Genomic DNA, 15,864 nt, shown 5'->3' on the forward strand with positions numbered 1-15,864 from the left:
ACAGCACGCGTCGGTGGCGTCCTCCCCCGCGGGCACAGGGTCCGTCGCTACCGTTGCCGTCGACAGGGGCCTCCCCGTGCGGCCCACGACGCGAGGACGGGAGGTGCGCCATGGCCTCGGCGAGCACGGCCGACACCTGGCGGGGGTCCCCAGCACGCGCGCAGCGGCACCCCGGGTCGTGGGCTCCCCGTCCCGGTGCGGCCGACCCGGTTGCCCGCATCGGCCGGCCGCCGGTGCCGCCTCCGGCCGGGCGGCGGGCCTCCGACCTGCCGCCGTTCCCCGAACAGCTGGCCCGCGCCGGCCGCGGTCCGGACGACGACCGCCGCGGTGCCGCGCAACCGCGCCCCGCGGCCGCCGGCCCCTCCCGGCCGGTCGAGCCCGGCCGCCCCCTCCAGCACAGCCGCCCGGTGGAGCCCGGCCGTCCGATCCGCAGCGGTCGCCGGGCCGACCGTGCCCACCCGGCCGACCGCGACCGACCGGAGCGCCCGCGGGAGCGCACCGACCTCGACGGACGCGGCCGCGGCCCCCGTCCGCCCGTGCGCCGGGGCGCCACCCGGGTCACCTCGGCGCCGGAGCGCGGCAGCCGGCTGCGCGGCGCGGTCGCCGTCCTCGGGATCTTCCTGCTGACCCTGGCCGGTGCGGCGCTCGACTCCTGGCTCGGGATCGGCCTCGGGCTGTTCACGCTGGTCACGCTGACCGGGGCCACCGCCGCGGGCACGCTGCTGGTCCGCCGCCGCGACCTGCTCACGCCCGTCGTCGCCCCGCCCCTGGTCTTCGTCGCGGTCGCCGTGCTCAACTCGGCGCTGGCGCCGTCGGCCTCCCTCAACGTGGCGACGATCGCCACCCTGCTCATCCGCGGCTTCCCGACGATGGCGATCGCCACCGGCGTCGGCGTCGTGGTCGCGCTGGTCCGCTGGGCCGCCCGCCGCTGACCTGCCCTCTCCTCGGCGCGGCGCCGGGGACCCAGCGCCCAGCACCCAGCACCCAGCACGACGATCATGGAGTTGCGGTGGCGACACGCTGGGGGGAGGCGGCGTGTCGCTCCCCGGACTCCATGATCGTCGGAGGGGGCGACGGCGGATCAGGTCGGGCCGGTCGCGGGCTCGGTGCGGCGGGTGCGCAGCTCGTGCGGCAGCGCGAAGACCAACTTCTCCTCGGCGGCCTTGACCGTCTCGACGTCGCGGTAGCCGCGCTCGGCCAGCCAGTCGAGCACCTCACCGACCAGCACCTCGGGCACCGAGGCCCCGCTGGTGACCCCGACGGTGCCCACCCCGTCGAGCCAGGCCGGGTCGATCTCGAAGGCGTTGTCGACCAGGTGCGCGGCCCGGGCGCCGGCCTCCAGCGCCACCTCGACCAGCCGCACCGAGTTCGACGAGTTGGTCGAGCCGACGACGACCACCAGGTCGCACTCGCCGGCCATCTGCTTCACGGCCTGCTGCCGGTTCTGCGTGGCGTAGCAGATGTCGTCGCTGGGCGGGGACTGCAGCCCGGGGAACCGCGTCTTCAGCCGCTCGACGGTCGCCAGCGTCTCGTCGACCGACAGCGTGGTCTGCGACAGCCACACGACCTTCTCCGGGTCGCGCACCTGCACCCGCTCGACGTCCTCGGCGCCGTCGACCAGCTGGATGCGCTCCGGAGCCTCGCCGGAGGTGCCCTCGACCTCCTCGTGGCCGCGGTGGCCGATGAGGAGGATGTCGTAGTCGTCCTTGGCGAACCGCTTGGCCTCGGAGTGCACCTTGCTCACCAGCGGGCAGGTGGCGTCGATGGTCCGGAGCTGTCGGGCCGCGGCCTCGGCGTGCACCGTCGGGGAGACGCCGTGGGCGCTGAAGACGACGACCGAGCCCTCGGGCACCTCGTCGGTCTCGTCGACGAAGACCGCGCCGCGCCGCTCGAGGGTGACCACCACGTGCTTGTTGTGGACGATCTGCTTGCGGACGTACACCGGTGCCCCGTGGACCTCCAGCGCCCGCTCGACCGCGACCACCGCTCGGTCCACGCCGGCGCAGTAGCCTCGGGGATCGGCCAGCAGGACGCGCCCGCGCTGATCAGCCATGCCCCCATGGTAGAGAAAGGACCTCCCCGCCCCCCGCCACCCGCAAGCTCGCAGCGGGCCCCTGCGGGGAGGCCGTCCGCGACGGGGTGTCGGAGGCGGCGTTCTGGGGCAGGGTGGGCGCATGTCGCGTGAGATCCCTCAGGCCGTCCGCGCCCTCGCCGGCCTGGCCGCCACCTTCCTCGACGAGGCCCGCCGGCTGCCGAGCCTGCCGGTGCGCGTCGTCGGCTTGGCCATGCAGGCCACCATGAGGCTGCAGCAGCACTATGCCGGGCTGGTCGCCCGCGGGGACGAGCTGTTCACCGGCCTGCGCGGTGAGGACGAGCCCGGCCTGGCCACCTTCGACGAGGAGCTCCCGGCCGCCGCGCCGGCCGACGCGGCGCGCACCTCGGCCTTCGACCGCGCGACCGAGGCGGTGCCGGACGAGGAGATCGTCGAGGAGGAGATCGCCGAGGAGCTCGCCGAGGAGCTGATCGCCGAGGAGGTCGCGCTGCTCATCGACGACGAGGTCTCCGGCCTGCCGCAGGACCCGGCGCCGGAGGAGGTCGTCGAAGCGCTGCAGGACATCACCGACGAGGTGGTGGCCGCCGAGCTCGCCCTCGCCGAGCCCGGCCTGACCACCGAGGACGCGCTGGAGACCGCCCTGCTGGAGGCCGACGGCGCACCCGACACCGCGCTGGTGGACGGGGGCACGGCCGACACCGACACCGTCGACACCGACCTGATCGCTGAGAGCCCGACCCTGCCGCCGGCCCCGATCACCGAGGACGACGTGGCGGCGGCGCCGGCTCCCAGCGACCCGGGCGGCTCGCCGGTCGGCGAGGCGGCGGGGGCGCCCGACGTCGGCACCGATGTCGACGTCCTCACCCCTGACGGCGAGGTCGCGACCGTCGAGGCCACGGTGACCGACGAGGGGATCGCCGCCCCCGAGGCCGCGGTCGAGCCCACCGCCGACGACGCGGTCGCCGGCGCCCCGGCCCAGGCCGAGCGGCAGGACACCGGGGTCGACGAGGCGATCGGCAGCGGGATCAGCGATGCAGAGGTCCGCCCCTCCGCCGACGTGTCGGCGGCCGACGCCGCGCCGGTCACCGACGACCGCGACGCCACCGGCCGGGGCGACGAGGTCGTCACCGCCGCCGGCGCGCAGGTGGACGACGCGCTGGGTGCGGGGGAGGACACGGCCCCCGACGAGGACACGGCCCCGAACGAGGACACGGCCCCGGCCGACACGACCCCGGGCCCGGACGCCGTGGCCATCGACGAGGGCGGCACCGCGGTCGCCGCCGTGACCGCCGAGGACACCGGCGAGCAGGACACCGGCGAGCAGGACACCGGCGAGCAGACCGCGGAGACCACCGGGGCCGAGGCCGCCGGCGCCGCCCCGGTCGCCGGGTACGACTCCTTCACCATCGCCCAGCTGCGCGGCCGGCTGCGCGGGTACCAGCTCTCGACCGTGCAGGACCTCCTCGCCTACGAGGAGGCCACCCGGGCCCGCGAGCCGTACCTGCGCATGCTGCGCAACCGGCTGGAGAAGCTGGAGCGGCAGGCGGTGGAGGCCAGCCCGCTGGCCCCGCGCGGCCTCTGAACGAGGATCCCCCTGCCCCACGGCCCCGTCCCGAGGCTCCGGCCCCGTGCAGGCAGAAGGACCCCGTCCTCCCCACCCCGCGCAGGCTCGGGGCGGGACCCGGTATGGGGCCGGGGGGTAGGGGGCCGGGCACGGTCGGACCCGCGACACCACCCGACCTACGGCAGTGCGTCGGTCCTGTTTGGCACGCTCGGGGGCATGACCGCCCCTTCCACTCCGGAAGCCCCCTGGCCGGTCCGCACGGTGGCCCGCAAGGTCGCCGAGTGGATCGGCCGGCTGGGCGAGGTGTGGGTGGAGGGGCAGGTCGCCCAGATCTCCCGGCGGGGGACGGCGACGGTCTTCCTCACCCTGCGCGACCCGGCCGCCGACCTGTCGGTCCCGGTCACCTGCGCCCGCGACGTCGCCGCCCGCCCGGGCCTGGAGCTCGCCGAGGGCGCTCGCGTGGTCGTGCGGGCGCGGCCGGACTACTACGTCGCCCGCGGCTCCTTCTCGCTGCGGGCCACCGAGATCCGCGCCGTCGGGATCGGTGAGCTCCTGGCGCGGATCGAGCGGATCCGTCGGCTGCTGGCCGCCGAGGGGTTGTTCGACGCCGCCCGCAAGAGGCCGCTGCCGTTCGCCCCGGCCGTGGTCGGGGTGGTCACCGGCCGGGACAGCGCCGCCGAGCGCGACGTCCTGGTCACCGCCCGCCGCCGGTGGCCCGCCGTGCGGTTCGCCGTCCACCACAGCCTCGTGCAGGGGTCCAGCGCCGCCGCATCGGTGATCGACGGGCTGCACCGGCTGGACGCCGACCCGACAGTCGAGGTCATCGTCGTCGCCCGCGGTGGCGGGTCGGTGGAGGACCTGCTGCCCTTCTCCGACGAGGGCCTGGTGCGGGCCGTCGCCGCCTGCCGCACCCCGGTGGTCACCGCCGTCGGCCACGAGACCGACACCACGCTGGTCGACCACGCCGCCGACGTCCGGGCCGCCACGCCGACCGACGCCGCGCACCGGGTGGTCCCCGAGATCGGCGAGCAGCGGCGGCTGGTCGACGGGCTGCGCGCCCGCGCCGGGCACGTGCTGGCCTCCCGCATCGAGCAGCAGGAGCGCTGGCTGGAGAGCCTGCGCAGCCGGCCGGTGCTGGCCTCGCCCCAGCGGCTGCTGGAGGGCCGGTCGGACGACGTGCAGCAGCTGCGCCAGCGCGCCCGGCGCAGCCTCACCCACCGGGTGGAGAGCGCCGAGCGCGACCTCGAGCACGCCCGGGCGCGGGTGGCCGCCCTCTCCCCCGCGGCGACGCTGCAGCGCGGCTACGCCGTCGTCCAGCGGGCCGACGGCGCCCTCGTCCGTGACCCGGGCGCGGTGGCCGACGGCGAGCGGCTGTCGGTGCGGGTCGTGGGTGGCCGGCTACCGGTGCGCGTCGACAGGGAGGATGTCCAGCCATGAGCGAGCCGACCGAGCCGGCGACCACCTTCGAGCAGGCCCGCGAGGAGCTCGCCGACGTCGTCCGTCGACTGGAGGCCGGCGGGCTGACCCTGGAGGAGTCCCTCGCCCTCTGGGAGCGCGGGGAGCAGCTGGCCGAGCTGTGCCGGCACTGGCTGGACCGGGCCCGCGAGCGGCTCGCCGCGGCCACCCCGGGCGATCAGCCCGAGTAGGGCCGCACCGCCGCCGCCACGGTCTCCAGCTCGCCCTCGCCGGCCGAGCCGGTCACCAGCACGGTGACCCCGGCGTCCTCCCGCCACAGCACGGTCTCACCGCGCCCGGTGGTCGAGCGGGTCCAGGTCTGCCCGCCGAGGTCGACGGTGCCCTGCTGCCGGGCGTCGTCGAGGACGGCGGTGACCGCGGGAGCCCGGGCGTCGTCGCTGACCGCGAAGCCGGCGAACTCCTCCGACGGGGTCAGGTAGCCGATCTCCAGGGTGACCGGGTCACCGGCCCCGGCGGTGCCCGCGTCGGTGCGGGCGCTGGTCGGCCGGTACCCCTCCGGCAGGCCGGCCGGGACGACCACGGGGTACCCGGCGCGGGCGGCGGCCAGCTGCACGGTGCTGGCGGGGTCGACCTCGCGGACCGGGTCCACGCCGGAGTTCTTGGCCGCCATCCAGCCGACCAGCCCCAGGCAGATGAGCACCAGCGGGGCCAGCGACCGGATCATGTTGGTCGCGCTCATCCGGTGGGCACGCACGACCGCGGGTGAGGGCCCTGCGGCCGGGGGCACCGTGTCCTGGGGAGGCTGACTCGCGGGGCCGGCTCCGGTCACCCCTCTAGGATGGCAGGACCGTCCCCCCACCCCGCCGCCCACGGCCCCGTCCCGGACCCCGCCCTGAGCTCGCGAAGGGTGGGGTGAGGACCCCCTTGCCCCGCCGCTCGCACGCTCGCGGCGGGACCCTGCACGGGGGCCGGGGTCCTTGCACCAGGAGGTCCGCGTGTCCCTGCCCCTCCCCGACGGCCCCGCGACCCGAGGCCGGAGCAGCTTCCGTTCCGACCGCCCCGCGCCCGACCGCAACCTGGCCCTGGAGCTGGTGCGGGTCACCGAGGCGGCGGCGATGGCCGCCGGTCGCTGGGTGGGTCGCGGGGACAAGAACGGCGGTGACGGCGCCGCGGTCGACGCGATGCGGGCGCTCATCGGCACGGTGAGCATGAAGGGCGTCGTCGTCATCGGCGAGGGCGAGAAGGACGAGGCGCCCATGCTCTACAACGGCGAGCAGGTGGGCGACGGCCAGGGCCCGGAGTGCGACGTCGCGGTCGACCCGATCGACGGCACCACCCTCATGGCCAAGGGCATGCCCAACGCCATCGCCGTCATGGCGGTCGCCGACCGCGGCGCGATGTACGACCCGTCGGCGGTCTTCTACATGGAGAAGCTGGCCACCGGCCCGGCCGCGGCCGACGTCGTCGACATCACCGCCCCGGTCGCCGAGAACGTCCGCCGGGTCGCCCGGGCCAAGCAGAGCTCGGCCGAGGACGTCACCGTCTGCATCCTCGACCGCCCCCGGCACGAGCAGCTGGTGCAGGAGGTCCGCGAGGCGGGCGCCCGGATCAAGTTCATCACCGACGGCGACGTCGCCGGCGCGATCGCCGCCGCGCGCGAGGGCACCGGCGTCGACCTGCTGCTGGGCATCGGCGGCACCCCGGAGGGCATCATCGCCGCCTGCGCTCTCAAGTGCATGGGCGGTGCGCTGCAGGGCCGGCTGTGGCCCAAGGACGACGACGAGCGGCAGAAGGCCGTCGACGCCGGCCACGACCTCGACCGGGTGCTGCACATCGACGACCTCGTCCGCGGCGACGTCTTCTTCGTCGCCACCGGCATCACCGACGGCGAGCTGCTGCGCGGCGTGCAGTACCGCGCCGGCGGGTGCACCACCCAGTCGCTGGTCATGCGCTCGCGCTCGGGGACGATCCGCTCGATCGAGAGCCTGCACTCGCTGCAGAAGCTGCGCGCCTACTCGGCCGTCGCGTTCGACCGCTCCGACGCCGACGGCTGACCTCGTCCGCGGACGGCCACGGAACTCACAGCTGGACCACAGGTGGGTGGTCCACCCTGGGCTGCGACGCCCGGCACCGGCCGGCGCGAGGACGGCTAGGGAGAGACACCATGCGGAAGAGGACACTCGTCGCGGCCGTGGGTGCCGCGGGCGCGCTGACGCTCACCGGCGTCGGCGTGGCGCTCGCCGACCCATCGCCGTCGGCGACCCCCACGACGAGCTCGGGCAGTGAGAGCTCGGACAGCAGCGACGCCAGCAGCCGGCACGACGCCATCGTCGAGGCGCTCGGCGGCCTGGTCGACGACGGGACGCTCACCCAGGAGCAGGCCGACAAGGTCGCCAGCACGCTCGACGACTCCGACGCCCTCGGCCACGGCGGGTGGCGCGGCGGCGGGGACGGCGGCCCCTGGCGGTTCGGGTTGGACACGGCCGCCGACGCTCTCGGCATGACGAGCGACCAGCTGGCCGATGCCCTCTCCAAGGACGGCACCAGCCTCGCCGACGTCGCCGCGCAGCAGGGCGTGCCCACGCAGACCCTCGTCGACGCCCTGACCAACGCGGCGCGGGACAAGATCAACCAGGCGGTCGCCGACGGCGACCTGTCGCAGTCGCGTGCCGACGACATCCTCGCCGACCTCCCCGGCCGGATCTCGGACGCCGTGCAGAACGGCTCCGGCTGGGGCTGGTGGCGCCACTCCGACTGACCGCCTGACCGACCCCCTGACCGTCGTCCCGCCCTCTGGTCAACCGCCCGGGCGAGGCGGCAGGGGTGGTGGCGGCAGGTGCCGCTGCGCGAGACGGTCCATGATCGCCCGCCACCGGCTCGGCGACTCACCGGGGGCCAGGCTGCGCAGCTTGAGGTCGCCGAAGACCGTCCGTGCGCGGACGACGACCCGCGGGGTCCCCGCCAGCCGCGGCACGGGGGCGAGCTCCGTCCTGCGGTCGCCGAACACCGTCCAGCCGTGCAGCTCGGCGTGCACCCCCTCGGCGACGATCACGTCGACGTCGCCGAAGACGGTGCCCAGCACCAGGTCGACCCGGTCGGCGTCGGTGCGCAGGCCGCGCAGGTCCAGCCGCACGTCGCCGAAGACGGTGGAGGCGTTGCGGGGCACGTCCGCCGTGCCCTCCAGCTTGACGTCGCCGAAGACGGACGTGACGGTCTCCGGCGTCCGCGTGCCGACGATCTCCACCGGGGGCGGAGCGTCGGGGGGCAGGTCGGCCACGAGCGCGTCGAGGTCGGTGAGGGTGACGGCGGCGTAGGCGGCCTCCACCCGCTCCCCGAGCTCGTGCAGGTCGATCCGGCCCTCGGCGACGGCCTTCTGCAGCCGGGTGACGACGGCCTCGCGGTCGGCGTCCGAGGCGCGGACGGCCGGCGGGGGTTCGGGAGCGTCGGGGTCCACCGCCCGACCGTAGCCGCGGGAGCGGCCGCGGCGGACGACGCGAGGCCCCGGCCGGGCGGTCAGCCGCCGTAGCGCGAGGCGCAGGAGCCGACCGGCTCGTTGCGCCCGCCGCAGGTCTGCCCGTACCGGCCGTACTCCTGCAGCGACGCATCGTCGCGCACGGTCACCGTCAGCAGGTCGCACAGCGCCACGACGCCCCGCTGGCAGCCGTCGGCCAGGGCCTGCACGTCCGGGGCGCCGCCGGTCGGTGCCGGGCTGCCCGGGGGCAGCCCGGCCGGGACGCCGCCGTCGCCGGGGGACGAGGACGACGGGGACGGCGAGGTCGACGACGAGGTGGGTGCCGAGGTGGGTGCCGAGGTGGGTGCCGAGGTGGATGGGGAGGTCGACGGGGACGGTGAGGCCGAGGCCGACGTCCGGGCGGTGGAGGTCGCACCGGCCCCGGCACCCGGCCCCGGCTCACGGCCGGCGCGGACCAGGAGGAACAGGCCGGCGCCGGCCGCGGCGAGCAGGAGCAGTCCGACGACGGCGACCGCGACCACGGTGGCGCGCCGACGCCTGCCCGCGGTACCGGGCGGGCCGTACGGCGGCGGCCCGTACGGCGGTGCTCCGTACTGCGGCTGACCCCACGGCGGTGGCGCCGAGTACGGCTGCCCGTACGGCGGCGGCTGGCCGGTGCCCGGGAGCCCGTACGGGGACGAGGCGTACGGCGGCTGCCCGTACGGGGACGGGTGGTACGGGGCCTGGCCGTACGGGGCCGGCTGGCCCGGGCCCGGTGCTCCGTACGGCGGCTGACCGTACGGCGGCGGCCCGTACGGCGGCGGCTGCCCGTATCCGGGCTGCCCGGCGAACGGCGACTCGCCGAACTGGCGGGTCTCCTGGCGGTCGCCACCGGTCGGCGGCGGGAGAGGTTGGCGGGGGTGGACCACCTGCGTCGTCCCCTCGTCCGGCCCGCCCGTCTGCCCGGGGGTGGACGGACCGACCGGCTGCGTCTCGTCGTCCCGCCCGCCGGGCCGCGCCCGATCCCCCGTCCGGTGTCCGGACCGCCGGCCCGCGGGGTCCTCGCCGCCCTGCGGCCGGTACGGGGGCTGGGACATCGGGGCTCCTCGAAGGCCGGGTGCCTGCGCCCGGATGCTAGAGGCGCCCCGCGGCCGCGACCAGGCACACCGGCCCGGTCGCCGGAGCAGGCCGGCCGGGCCGCGGCGCGGTCACTCCAGCCGCGGTCACTCCAGCTCGGTGCACAGGGCCACGGCGTACGGCTTGACGCGGCCACCGCAGGTGCTGCCGTAACGCTCGTACTCGGAGAACGGTGCCGACTCGAGGTACAGCCGGTCGCAGGCGTCGAGGTCGCCGGCGAAGCAGTCCCGGGCGTAGCCGTCGAGGGCGGGGTCGGTGCCCAGGGTGCCCGGCGGGACGGGCTCGGACTGCTCGGCCGGCCCGGGCGGGTCGGCCGACCAGCCCTCGGGGCCGAGGAGCCCACCCACCTGCTCGTCCACGGCCTGCCCCAGCTCGGCGCCGAGCCCGCTGCCGATCCCACGGCCGAGGTCCTCGGCCCGACCGGCCAGGACGAGGGCGGCGACGAGGGCGGACACCAGGACCCCGGCGGCGAGCACCGCCGCGGCGACCAGCGCCGCCACCACCCGGCTCTCGCCGCGCCCGCCGGCCGGCTGCGGCGCGGGAGCCGCGGCGGGCTGCGCCCACGCGGTGGCCGGCGTCCAGGTCGGGACCTCGGCCACCCACTCGGTGGCGGGCGGCGCCCAGCCGGGCGCGACGGGGGGTGGTGCTGCGGCGCCGGACGGCTGCGGCTCGGACACGCGTCCTCCTCGGTTCGGTGGTCGCCGCACGCTAGGGCCGCCGCCGCGGCCCGGGCCGTTCCCACGACGGAGCGGTCCGGGCCGGGACCTCCCCGGCATCTAGGGTCGCTGTCGGAGCACTGTCACCACACACCACACCGGGAGCTGCAGCATGCCCCCCGAGAACACCGCCGCACCGCAGGACGGCGCAGGGCAGGACCACCGCATCGAGCACGACTCGATGGGCGAGGTGCGGGTCCCCGCCTGGGCCAAGTGGCGGGCGCAGACCCAGCGCGCCGTCGAGAACTTCCCCATCTCCGGCACCCCCATCGAGCGCGAGCTGATCGGCGCCCTGGCCGCCATCAAGGGCGCCGCGGCCGCCGTCAACGCCTCGCTCGGCGTCCTGCCGCAGGAGACCGCCGCGGCCATCGGGTCCGCGGCCGCCGAGGTGGTCAGCGGGCGGTGGGACGAGCACTTCCCCATCGACGTCTTCCAGACCGGCTCCGGGACGTCGAGCAACATGAACACCAACGAGGTGATCGCCTCCCTCGCCACCGAGGCCCTCGGCGCGCCGGTGCACCCGAACGACCACGTCAACGCCTCGCAGTCGTCGAACGACGTCTTCCCGTCGGCTGTCCACGTGGCCGCGACCCGGGCGATCGTGCGCGACCTCGTCCCCGCGCTGGACCACCTGGCGGCGGCGCTGGAGCGCAAGGCCGCCGAGTTCGCCGAGGTCGTCAAGAGCGGCCGCACCCACCTCATGGACGCCACCCCGGTCACCCTGGGCCAGGAGTTCGGCGGCTACGCCGCGGCGGTGCGCTACGGCATCGAGCGGCTGCAGGCGTCGCTGCCGCGGATCGGCGAGCTGCCCCTGGGCGGCACCGCGGTGGGCACCGGCATCAACACCCCGCCCGGGTTCGCCGCGGCGATCATCGAGCGGCTCGCCGCCGAGCTGGACCTGCCCCTGACCGAGGCGCGCGACCACTTCGAGGCGCAGAGCTCGCGGGACGGTCTGGTGGAGGCCTCGGGCCAGCTGAAGACGATCGCCGTCAGCCTGGTGAAGATCGCCAACGACCTGCGCTGGATGGGCTCGGGCCCGCGCACCGGCCTCGGCGAGATCAACCTGCCCGACCTGCAGCCGGGCAGCTCGATCATGCCCGGCAAGGTCAACCCGGTGATCCCGGAGGCGACCATCCAGGTGGCCGCCCAGGTGATCGGCAACGACGCCGCGGTGACCTTCGCCGGCACCACGGGCAACTTCGAGCTCAACGTGACGCTGCCGCTGATGGCGCGCAACGTGCTGGAGTCGATCCGCCTGCTGGCCACCGTCAGCCGGCTGCTGGCCGACCGGTGCGTGGACGGGATCACCGCCAACGTCGAGCGGCTGCGCGAGCTGGCCGAGTCCTCCCCGTCGATCGTGACGCCGCTGAACAAGTACATCGGCTACGAGGAGGCGGCGAAGGTGGCCAAGCAGTCGCTGGCCGAGCAGAAGACCATCCGCCAGGTGGTGCTGGAGAGGGGGTACGTGGAGCGCGGCGAGCTGACCGAGGAGCAGCTCGACGAGGCCCTCGACGTCCTCTCGATGACCCACCCGTGACCCTCGGCGGGGTGGGCCGGCCCGCGGATCCACCCCGCCGGAGCGGCGTGGCTCCTCCTACCCCCGGTAGCCGCGTAGCGTCCACAGCTGATGAGCGAGACAGCGAGCGCACCCACCGCCGGCGACCCCGACGTGTCCCTGCGCTACCCCGGTGGAGAACTGCCCCTGCCCGTGGTCCCGGCCACGGAGGGCGCCGACGGCCTGGACACGAGCAAGCTGTTGGCCACGACCGGTCGGGTCACCCTCGACGTCGGCTTCGTCAACACCGCCTCGTGCACCTCGGCGATCACCTACATCGACGGTGACGCCGGGATCCTGCGCTACCGCGGCTACCCGATCGACCAGCTCGCGGAGCGGGCGAGCTTCATCGAGGTCAGCTACCTGCTGATCTACGGCGAGCTGCCGACGGCTGCGCAGCTGGCCGAGTTCGACCAGCGGTTGCGCCGGCACACCCTGCTGCACGAGGACCTCAAGCAGTTCTTCAACGGCTTCCCCCGCGACGCGCACCCGATGCCGGTGCTGTCCTCGGCGGTCAGCGCGCTGTCGACCTTCTACCAGGACTCGCTGGACCCGTTCGACCCCCAGCACGTCGAGATCTCGACGGTCCGGCTGCTGGCCAAGCTGCCCACGATCGCCGCCTACGCGTACAAGAAGTCGGTCGGTCAGCCGTTCCTCTACCCGGACAACTCCTGCGGGCTGATCGAGAACTTCCTGCGGATGACCTTCGGCTTCCCGGCCGAGCCCTACCAGGTCGACCCCGAGTTCGTCCGCGCGCTGGACATGCTCTTCGTGCTGCACGCCGACCACGAGCAGAACTGCTCGACGTCGACGGTGCGGCTGGTCGGCTCCTCGCACGCCAACCTGTTCGCCTCGGTGTCGGCCGGCATCAACGCGCTGTTCGGCCCGTTGCACGGCGGCGCGAACCAGTCGGTGCTGGAGATGCTCGAGTCGATCCAGGCCGAGGGCGGCGACATCCCGGCGTTCGTCGAGCGGGTGAAGAAGAAGGAGCCCGGCGTCAAGCTCATGGGTTTCGGGCACCGGGTCTACAAGAACTACGACCCGCGCGCGGCGATCGTGAAGCAGACCGCCGACAGCGTGCTCGACAAGCTCGGCGGCGACAACGAACTGCTCGACCTGGCCCGCCAGCTGGAGGAGATCGCGCTCTCCGACGATTACTTCGTCGAGCGCAAGCTCTACCCGAACGTCGACTTCTACACCGGGCTGATCTACCGGGCGATGGGCTTCCCGACGCGGATGTTCACCGTGCTGTTCGCCCTGGGCCGGCTGCCCGGCTGGATCGCCCAGTGGCGGGAGATGATGGCCGACCCGGCGACCAAGATCGGCCGGCCCCGGCAGGTGTACACGGGCGAGACCGAGCGGACGTTCGTGGAGATGACCGACCGCTGAGCGAGGACCTCCTCCGCCGAGGTCCCGTCGTCCGCCCCGGACGAGGGGACCTCGGCGTCTCTCGGCACCATGGTCGCCGCCGGACCGATCCGCAGCCGCACCGTCAGGGAGCCCCATGGCCGAGTCCTCCGCCGGGGACGACCTGGTCCTGCCGCCCGTGCCGCTGGCCACGGGCGACGTGGTCCGCGTCGAGGGCACCGGACGCCGGGTCGCCCGCGTCGAGCTCGTCGTCGCCACCGAGGACGGCGCAGAGCTGCGCATCCCGCTCGAGCACCACCACGGCGGCTGGTGGCCACCGGCCGAGCGCACCCCGCCTGCGGACGATCCGTCCGCCGATCGGGTGTCACCTGCCGATCACCCCCACCCGGAAGGGTGACGCCGTCCCCGGGCTCACTCCGGGGACTCCCCCACCCCGTCGATACGACGGCTGAGCGCTCCGCCGCACCACCCGGAGCCGGCCACGGACGACGAGACCACCCGGGGGACCCACGGTGCCAGCACCCCGCACGACGGCTCCCTCCGGCGGCGTCCCGCGACAGTCAGCCACCCGTCCGGCCGCCCGGCCGCCGGCCGCTCGCCGGACCGCCCCCCGGCAGGCCACCCCCCGGCAGGCCGCCCGCCCGGCCGGCACCCCCGCCCGGAGCACCGCCCCGCGGCCCCCGCTCACCCCTGCGCAGGCGCAGGCGCTGCGCGCCCTGCTGGAGGCCCGGGCCGCCGCGACCCCCCGTGCCCCCGGTCGCCGACCCGCACCGGGTCGCCGTCCGGCGAGCGCCCGGCGGCCGACCCGGACACGCCGGCGCCCACCGGTCCGCAGGCGGCAGAGCCGGCTGCGGCTGCCCGCCGCGGACGGCCGGCGCTGGCGGCTGCGGCTGTCCCTGGCCGCGGTCGGTCTCGTGCTGCCGGTGGTGGCCGGGCTGCTGGCCCCCGGCACGCAGGCGCCCGGGACCACCGCCGAGCCCTCCGACGTGACCGGCCTGGCCCTGGCCGCGCGCAGCACCCTGGTCGACGGGGCGGCCCGGCACCGTCGGCTGCAGCAGGACCTCGCCGCGCGGCGGGCCGAGCTGCAGACCGCGCGGGAGGCCGAGCAGGCCGCGCAGGAGCGGGTCCGGGCCGAACGGGCGACGGTGGGCGCACGCGCCGGGGCGCTGTACCGGACGTCCGCCGAGGAGCGCGCCCCCCTGCTCGGGCTGAGCGTGCAGGACCCGTCGTCCACCGCCGACGTCCTCCACCGGGCAGCGCTGGCCGACCGGGCCGACGGCGAGCTGGAGACCAGCGTCGCCCGCGCCGACCGCGCCGTCGCCGACCTGACGCTGGCCACCCGGCGCGTGGCGGTCGCCGAGGCCGCCGTCGCCGCCGTGGAGCAGCAGGCCGCCGACGTCCTCGAGGGGATGCGGACCGAGGTCGACGGGCTGCGCACGGACGTCGCCGCCCAGCTGGCCGCCCTGGGCACCGGCTCGGCCGCCGCCGGGCAGCAGGAGAGCAACCAGCAGGCGCTGCGGCGCTGGCAGGAGTTCCTCGGGGTCCTCGCCGCCGCGGGCATCGAGTCGCCGCCCGCGGCCGCGCTGGCCGACCCCGCGCACCTCCCGGCGGGCCTGTCGCCCGCGCTGGACGGCGCCGGCCAGCCGATCCCGGGCGTCGCGTGGGCCGTCGCCGGGAACCGGCCGGTGACGGTGCTGCCGGCCGAGACCGTCGCCGCGGTCAGCTCCGCCCTCGCCCAGCTCGGTCTGCCGTACGTGCCCGGCGGGGTCGGTCCCGACGCCTACGACTGCGGCGGCCTGACGGCCACGTCGTGGTTGCTGGCGGGCTACGCGCTGCCGGCCGCGTCCGGCGACCAGTGGGCCGGCGGCGCCGCCGTCCCGCTGTCCCAGCTGCAGATCGGTGACCTGGTCTTCGCCGACGGCGGCGCCGACGTGGGCATCTACCTCGGAGAGGGACAGGTGGTCGCGGCGTCGGCGGCCGGCTACCAGGTCGGCGTCCGACCGATGGCGGACGTCGTCGGCGCGGTGCGGGTCACCCTGCCCGCCCCGGCGCAGCCCAACGCCGCGCTGCCGGCCGGGACCGCCGGGCGGGGTGCCTGCGGGGCACCGCCGCCACCGGTGGGCCCGGTGAGCCCGGCCTGGGGCGGCTGGGCCAACGGCACGATCCCGTCGACGGCGCTGTGCCCCATCGCCCGTGGCCACGCGCTGCGCTGCGACGCCGCAGCCGGGTACACCGCGCTGGCCGACGCCTTCGAGGCCGCCTTCGACACGCCCCTGTGCATCACCGACTCCTACCGCTCCCTCGACGCGCAGGTGACCGCCGCCAGGACCAAGCCCGCCCTCGCCGCGGTCCCGGGGACGTCGAACCACGGCTGGGCGCTGGCGGTCGACCTGTGCGGCGGGGTCAACGTGGCCGGCACCCCGCAGTCGGCCTGGATGGCGGCCAACGCCGGGCGGTTCGGCTTCGTCCAGCCGGACTGGGCCCGCCCCGGCGGCGAGAAGCCCGAACCGTGGCACTGGGAGTTCGGCCGGCTCGCGTGAGGTGGATCGTGTCCGCGCTGCCGGCCGTGATCAGCTCACCTGGTCGTCGAGCCTCCTGGCTCAC

The 15,864-nt window shown here is 76.0% G+C and carries 15 protein-coding genes; 10 read left to right on the forward strand and 5 right to left on the reverse strand.

What is annotated here, in order from left to right; all coding sequences use genetic code 11:
• Window positions 1–110: 110 nt before the first annotated feature.
• Complete coding sequence (locus DQ238_RS10390; protein ID WP_113781209.1) at window positions 111–932, forward strand: DUF6542 domain-containing protein; 822 nt, start codon at window positions 111–113, stop codon at window positions 930–932.
• A 149-nt stretch (window positions 933–1,081) separates the two neighbouring features.
• On the opposite strand, the gene DQ238_RS10395 is transcribed toward DQ238_RS10390, so the two are convergent.
• The gene (locus tag DQ238_RS10395) at window positions 1,082–2,053 is read right to left on the reverse strand and encodes a 4-hydroxy-3-methylbut-2-enyl diphosphate reductase (protein WP_113781210.1); all 972 of its coding nucleotides are present in this window, start codon (window positions 2,051–2,053) and stop codon (window positions 1,082–1,084) included.
• A 121-nt stretch (window positions 2,054–2,174) separates the two neighbouring features.
• Between DQ238_RS10395 and DQ238_RS10400 the strand changes: the two genes are divergently transcribed.
• The 3 genes from DQ238_RS10400 to DQ238_RS10410 all read left to right on the forward strand — a co-directional run bounded on the left by DQ238_RS10400 (window position 2,175) and on the right by DQ238_RS10410 (window position 5,263).
• Window positions 2,175–3,635, forward strand: coding sequence for a hypothetical protein (locus DQ238_RS10400; RefSeq protein WP_113781211.1), 1,461 nt, complete (start codon window positions 2,175–2,177; stop codon window positions 3,633–3,635).
• Window positions 3,636–3,833: 198 nt separating this feature from the next.
• Complete coding sequence (xseA, locus tag DQ238_RS10405; RefSeq protein ID WP_113781212.1) at window positions 3,834–5,054, forward strand: exodeoxyribonuclease VII large subunit; 1,221 nt, start codon at window positions 3,834–3,836, stop codon at window positions 5,052–5,054.
• Entirely contained in the window at window positions 5,051–5,263 is a 213-nt protein-coding gene (locus tag DQ238_RS10410) for an exodeoxyribonuclease VII small subunit (RefSeq protein WP_113781213.1), read from the forward strand. Before xseA ends, DQ238_RS10410 begins: the two co-directional genes overlap by 4 nt.
• On the opposite strand, the gene DQ238_RS10415 is transcribed toward DQ238_RS10410, so the two are convergent.
• Complete coding sequence (locus tag DQ238_RS10415; protein WP_113781214.1) at window positions 5,251–5,772, reverse strand: DUF4245 domain-containing protein; 522 nt, start codon at window positions 5,770–5,772, stop codon at window positions 5,251–5,253. The two genes, DQ238_RS10410 and DQ238_RS10415, sit on opposite strands and share 13 nt — an antisense overlap.
• 256 nt (window positions 5,773–6,028) lie before the next feature.
• Between DQ238_RS10415 and glpX the strand changes: the two genes are divergently transcribed.
• Together glpX and DQ238_RS10425 are read left to right on the forward strand one after the other, a co-directional pair.
• Window positions 6,029–7,087 (forward strand): class II fructose-bisphosphatase, encoded by a 1,059-nt coding sequence (gene glpX / locus DQ238_RS10420; protein WP_199506259.1) that lies wholly within the window; start codon window positions 6,029–6,031, stop codon window positions 7,085–7,087.
• A 110-nt stretch (window positions 7,088–7,197) separates the two neighbouring features.
• Window positions 7,198–7,791: a hypothetical protein gene (locus DQ238_RS10425; protein WP_147263044.1), complete on the forward strand. Its 594-nt coding sequence runs from the start codon at window positions 7,198–7,200 to the stop codon at window positions 7,789–7,791.
• A 39-nt stretch (window positions 7,792–7,830) separates the two neighbouring features.
• On the opposite strand, the gene DQ238_RS10430 is transcribed toward DQ238_RS10425, so the two are convergent.
• From DQ238_RS10430 to DQ238_RS10440, 3 genes are all read right to left on the reverse strand, one after another.
• Complete coding sequence (locus DQ238_RS10430; RefSeq protein WP_113781216.1) at window positions 7,831–8,487, reverse strand: DUF1707 domain-containing protein; 657 nt, start codon at window positions 8,485–8,487, stop codon at window positions 7,831–7,833.
• Between the two features lie 59 nt (window positions 8,488–8,546).
• A complete protein-coding gene (locus DQ238_RS24225) occupies window positions 8,547–9,581 on the reverse strand; it encodes a hypothetical protein (RefSeq protein WP_113781217.1) in 1,035 nt (344 codons plus the stop codon).
• 126 nt (window positions 9,582–9,707) lie between these two features.
• Window positions 9,708–10,298: a hypothetical protein gene (locus tag DQ238_RS10440; RefSeq protein ID WP_113781218.1), complete on the reverse strand. Its 591-nt coding sequence runs from the start codon at window positions 10,296–10,298 to the stop codon at window positions 9,708–9,710.
• A gap of 151 nt (window positions 10,299–10,449) precedes the next feature.
• On the opposite strand from DQ238_RS10440, the gene DQ238_RS10445 reads away from it, so the two are divergent.
• The 4 genes from DQ238_RS10445 to DQ238_RS10460 all read left to right on the forward strand — a co-directional run bounded on the left by DQ238_RS10445 (window position 10,450) and on the right by DQ238_RS10460 (window position 15,800).
• A complete protein-coding gene (locus DQ238_RS10445; protein ID WP_113781219.1) occupies window positions 10,450–11,874 on the forward strand; it encodes an aspartate ammonia-lyase in 1,425 nt (474 codons plus the stop codon).
• A gap of 90 nt (window positions 11,875–11,964) precedes the next feature.
• Complete coding sequence (locus DQ238_RS10450) at window positions 11,965–13,281, forward strand: citrate synthase (RefSeq protein WP_113781220.1); 1,317 nt, start codon at window positions 11,965–11,967, stop codon at window positions 13,279–13,281.
• Between the two features lie 115 nt (window positions 13,282–13,396).
• A complete protein-coding gene (locus DQ238_RS10455; protein ID WP_113781221.1) occupies window positions 13,397–13,657 on the forward strand; it encodes a hypothetical protein in 261 nt (86 codons plus the stop codon).
• Window positions 13,658–13,772: 115 nt separating this feature from the next.
• Window positions 13,773–15,800 carry an NlpC/P60 family protein gene (locus DQ238_RS10460; protein WP_113781222.1) on the forward strand — a complete coding sequence of 676 codons (2,028 nt, stop codon included), beginning with the start codon at window positions 13,773–13,775 and terminating at the stop codon, window positions 15,798–15,800.
• Window positions 15,801–15,864: the final 64 nt, after the last annotated feature.

The sequence above is a fragment of the Geodermatophilus sp. TF02-6 genome (assembly GCF_003319115.1).
Classification (GTDB): Bacteria; Actinomycetota; Actinomycetes; order Mycobacteriales; family Geodermatophilaceae; genus Geodermatophilus.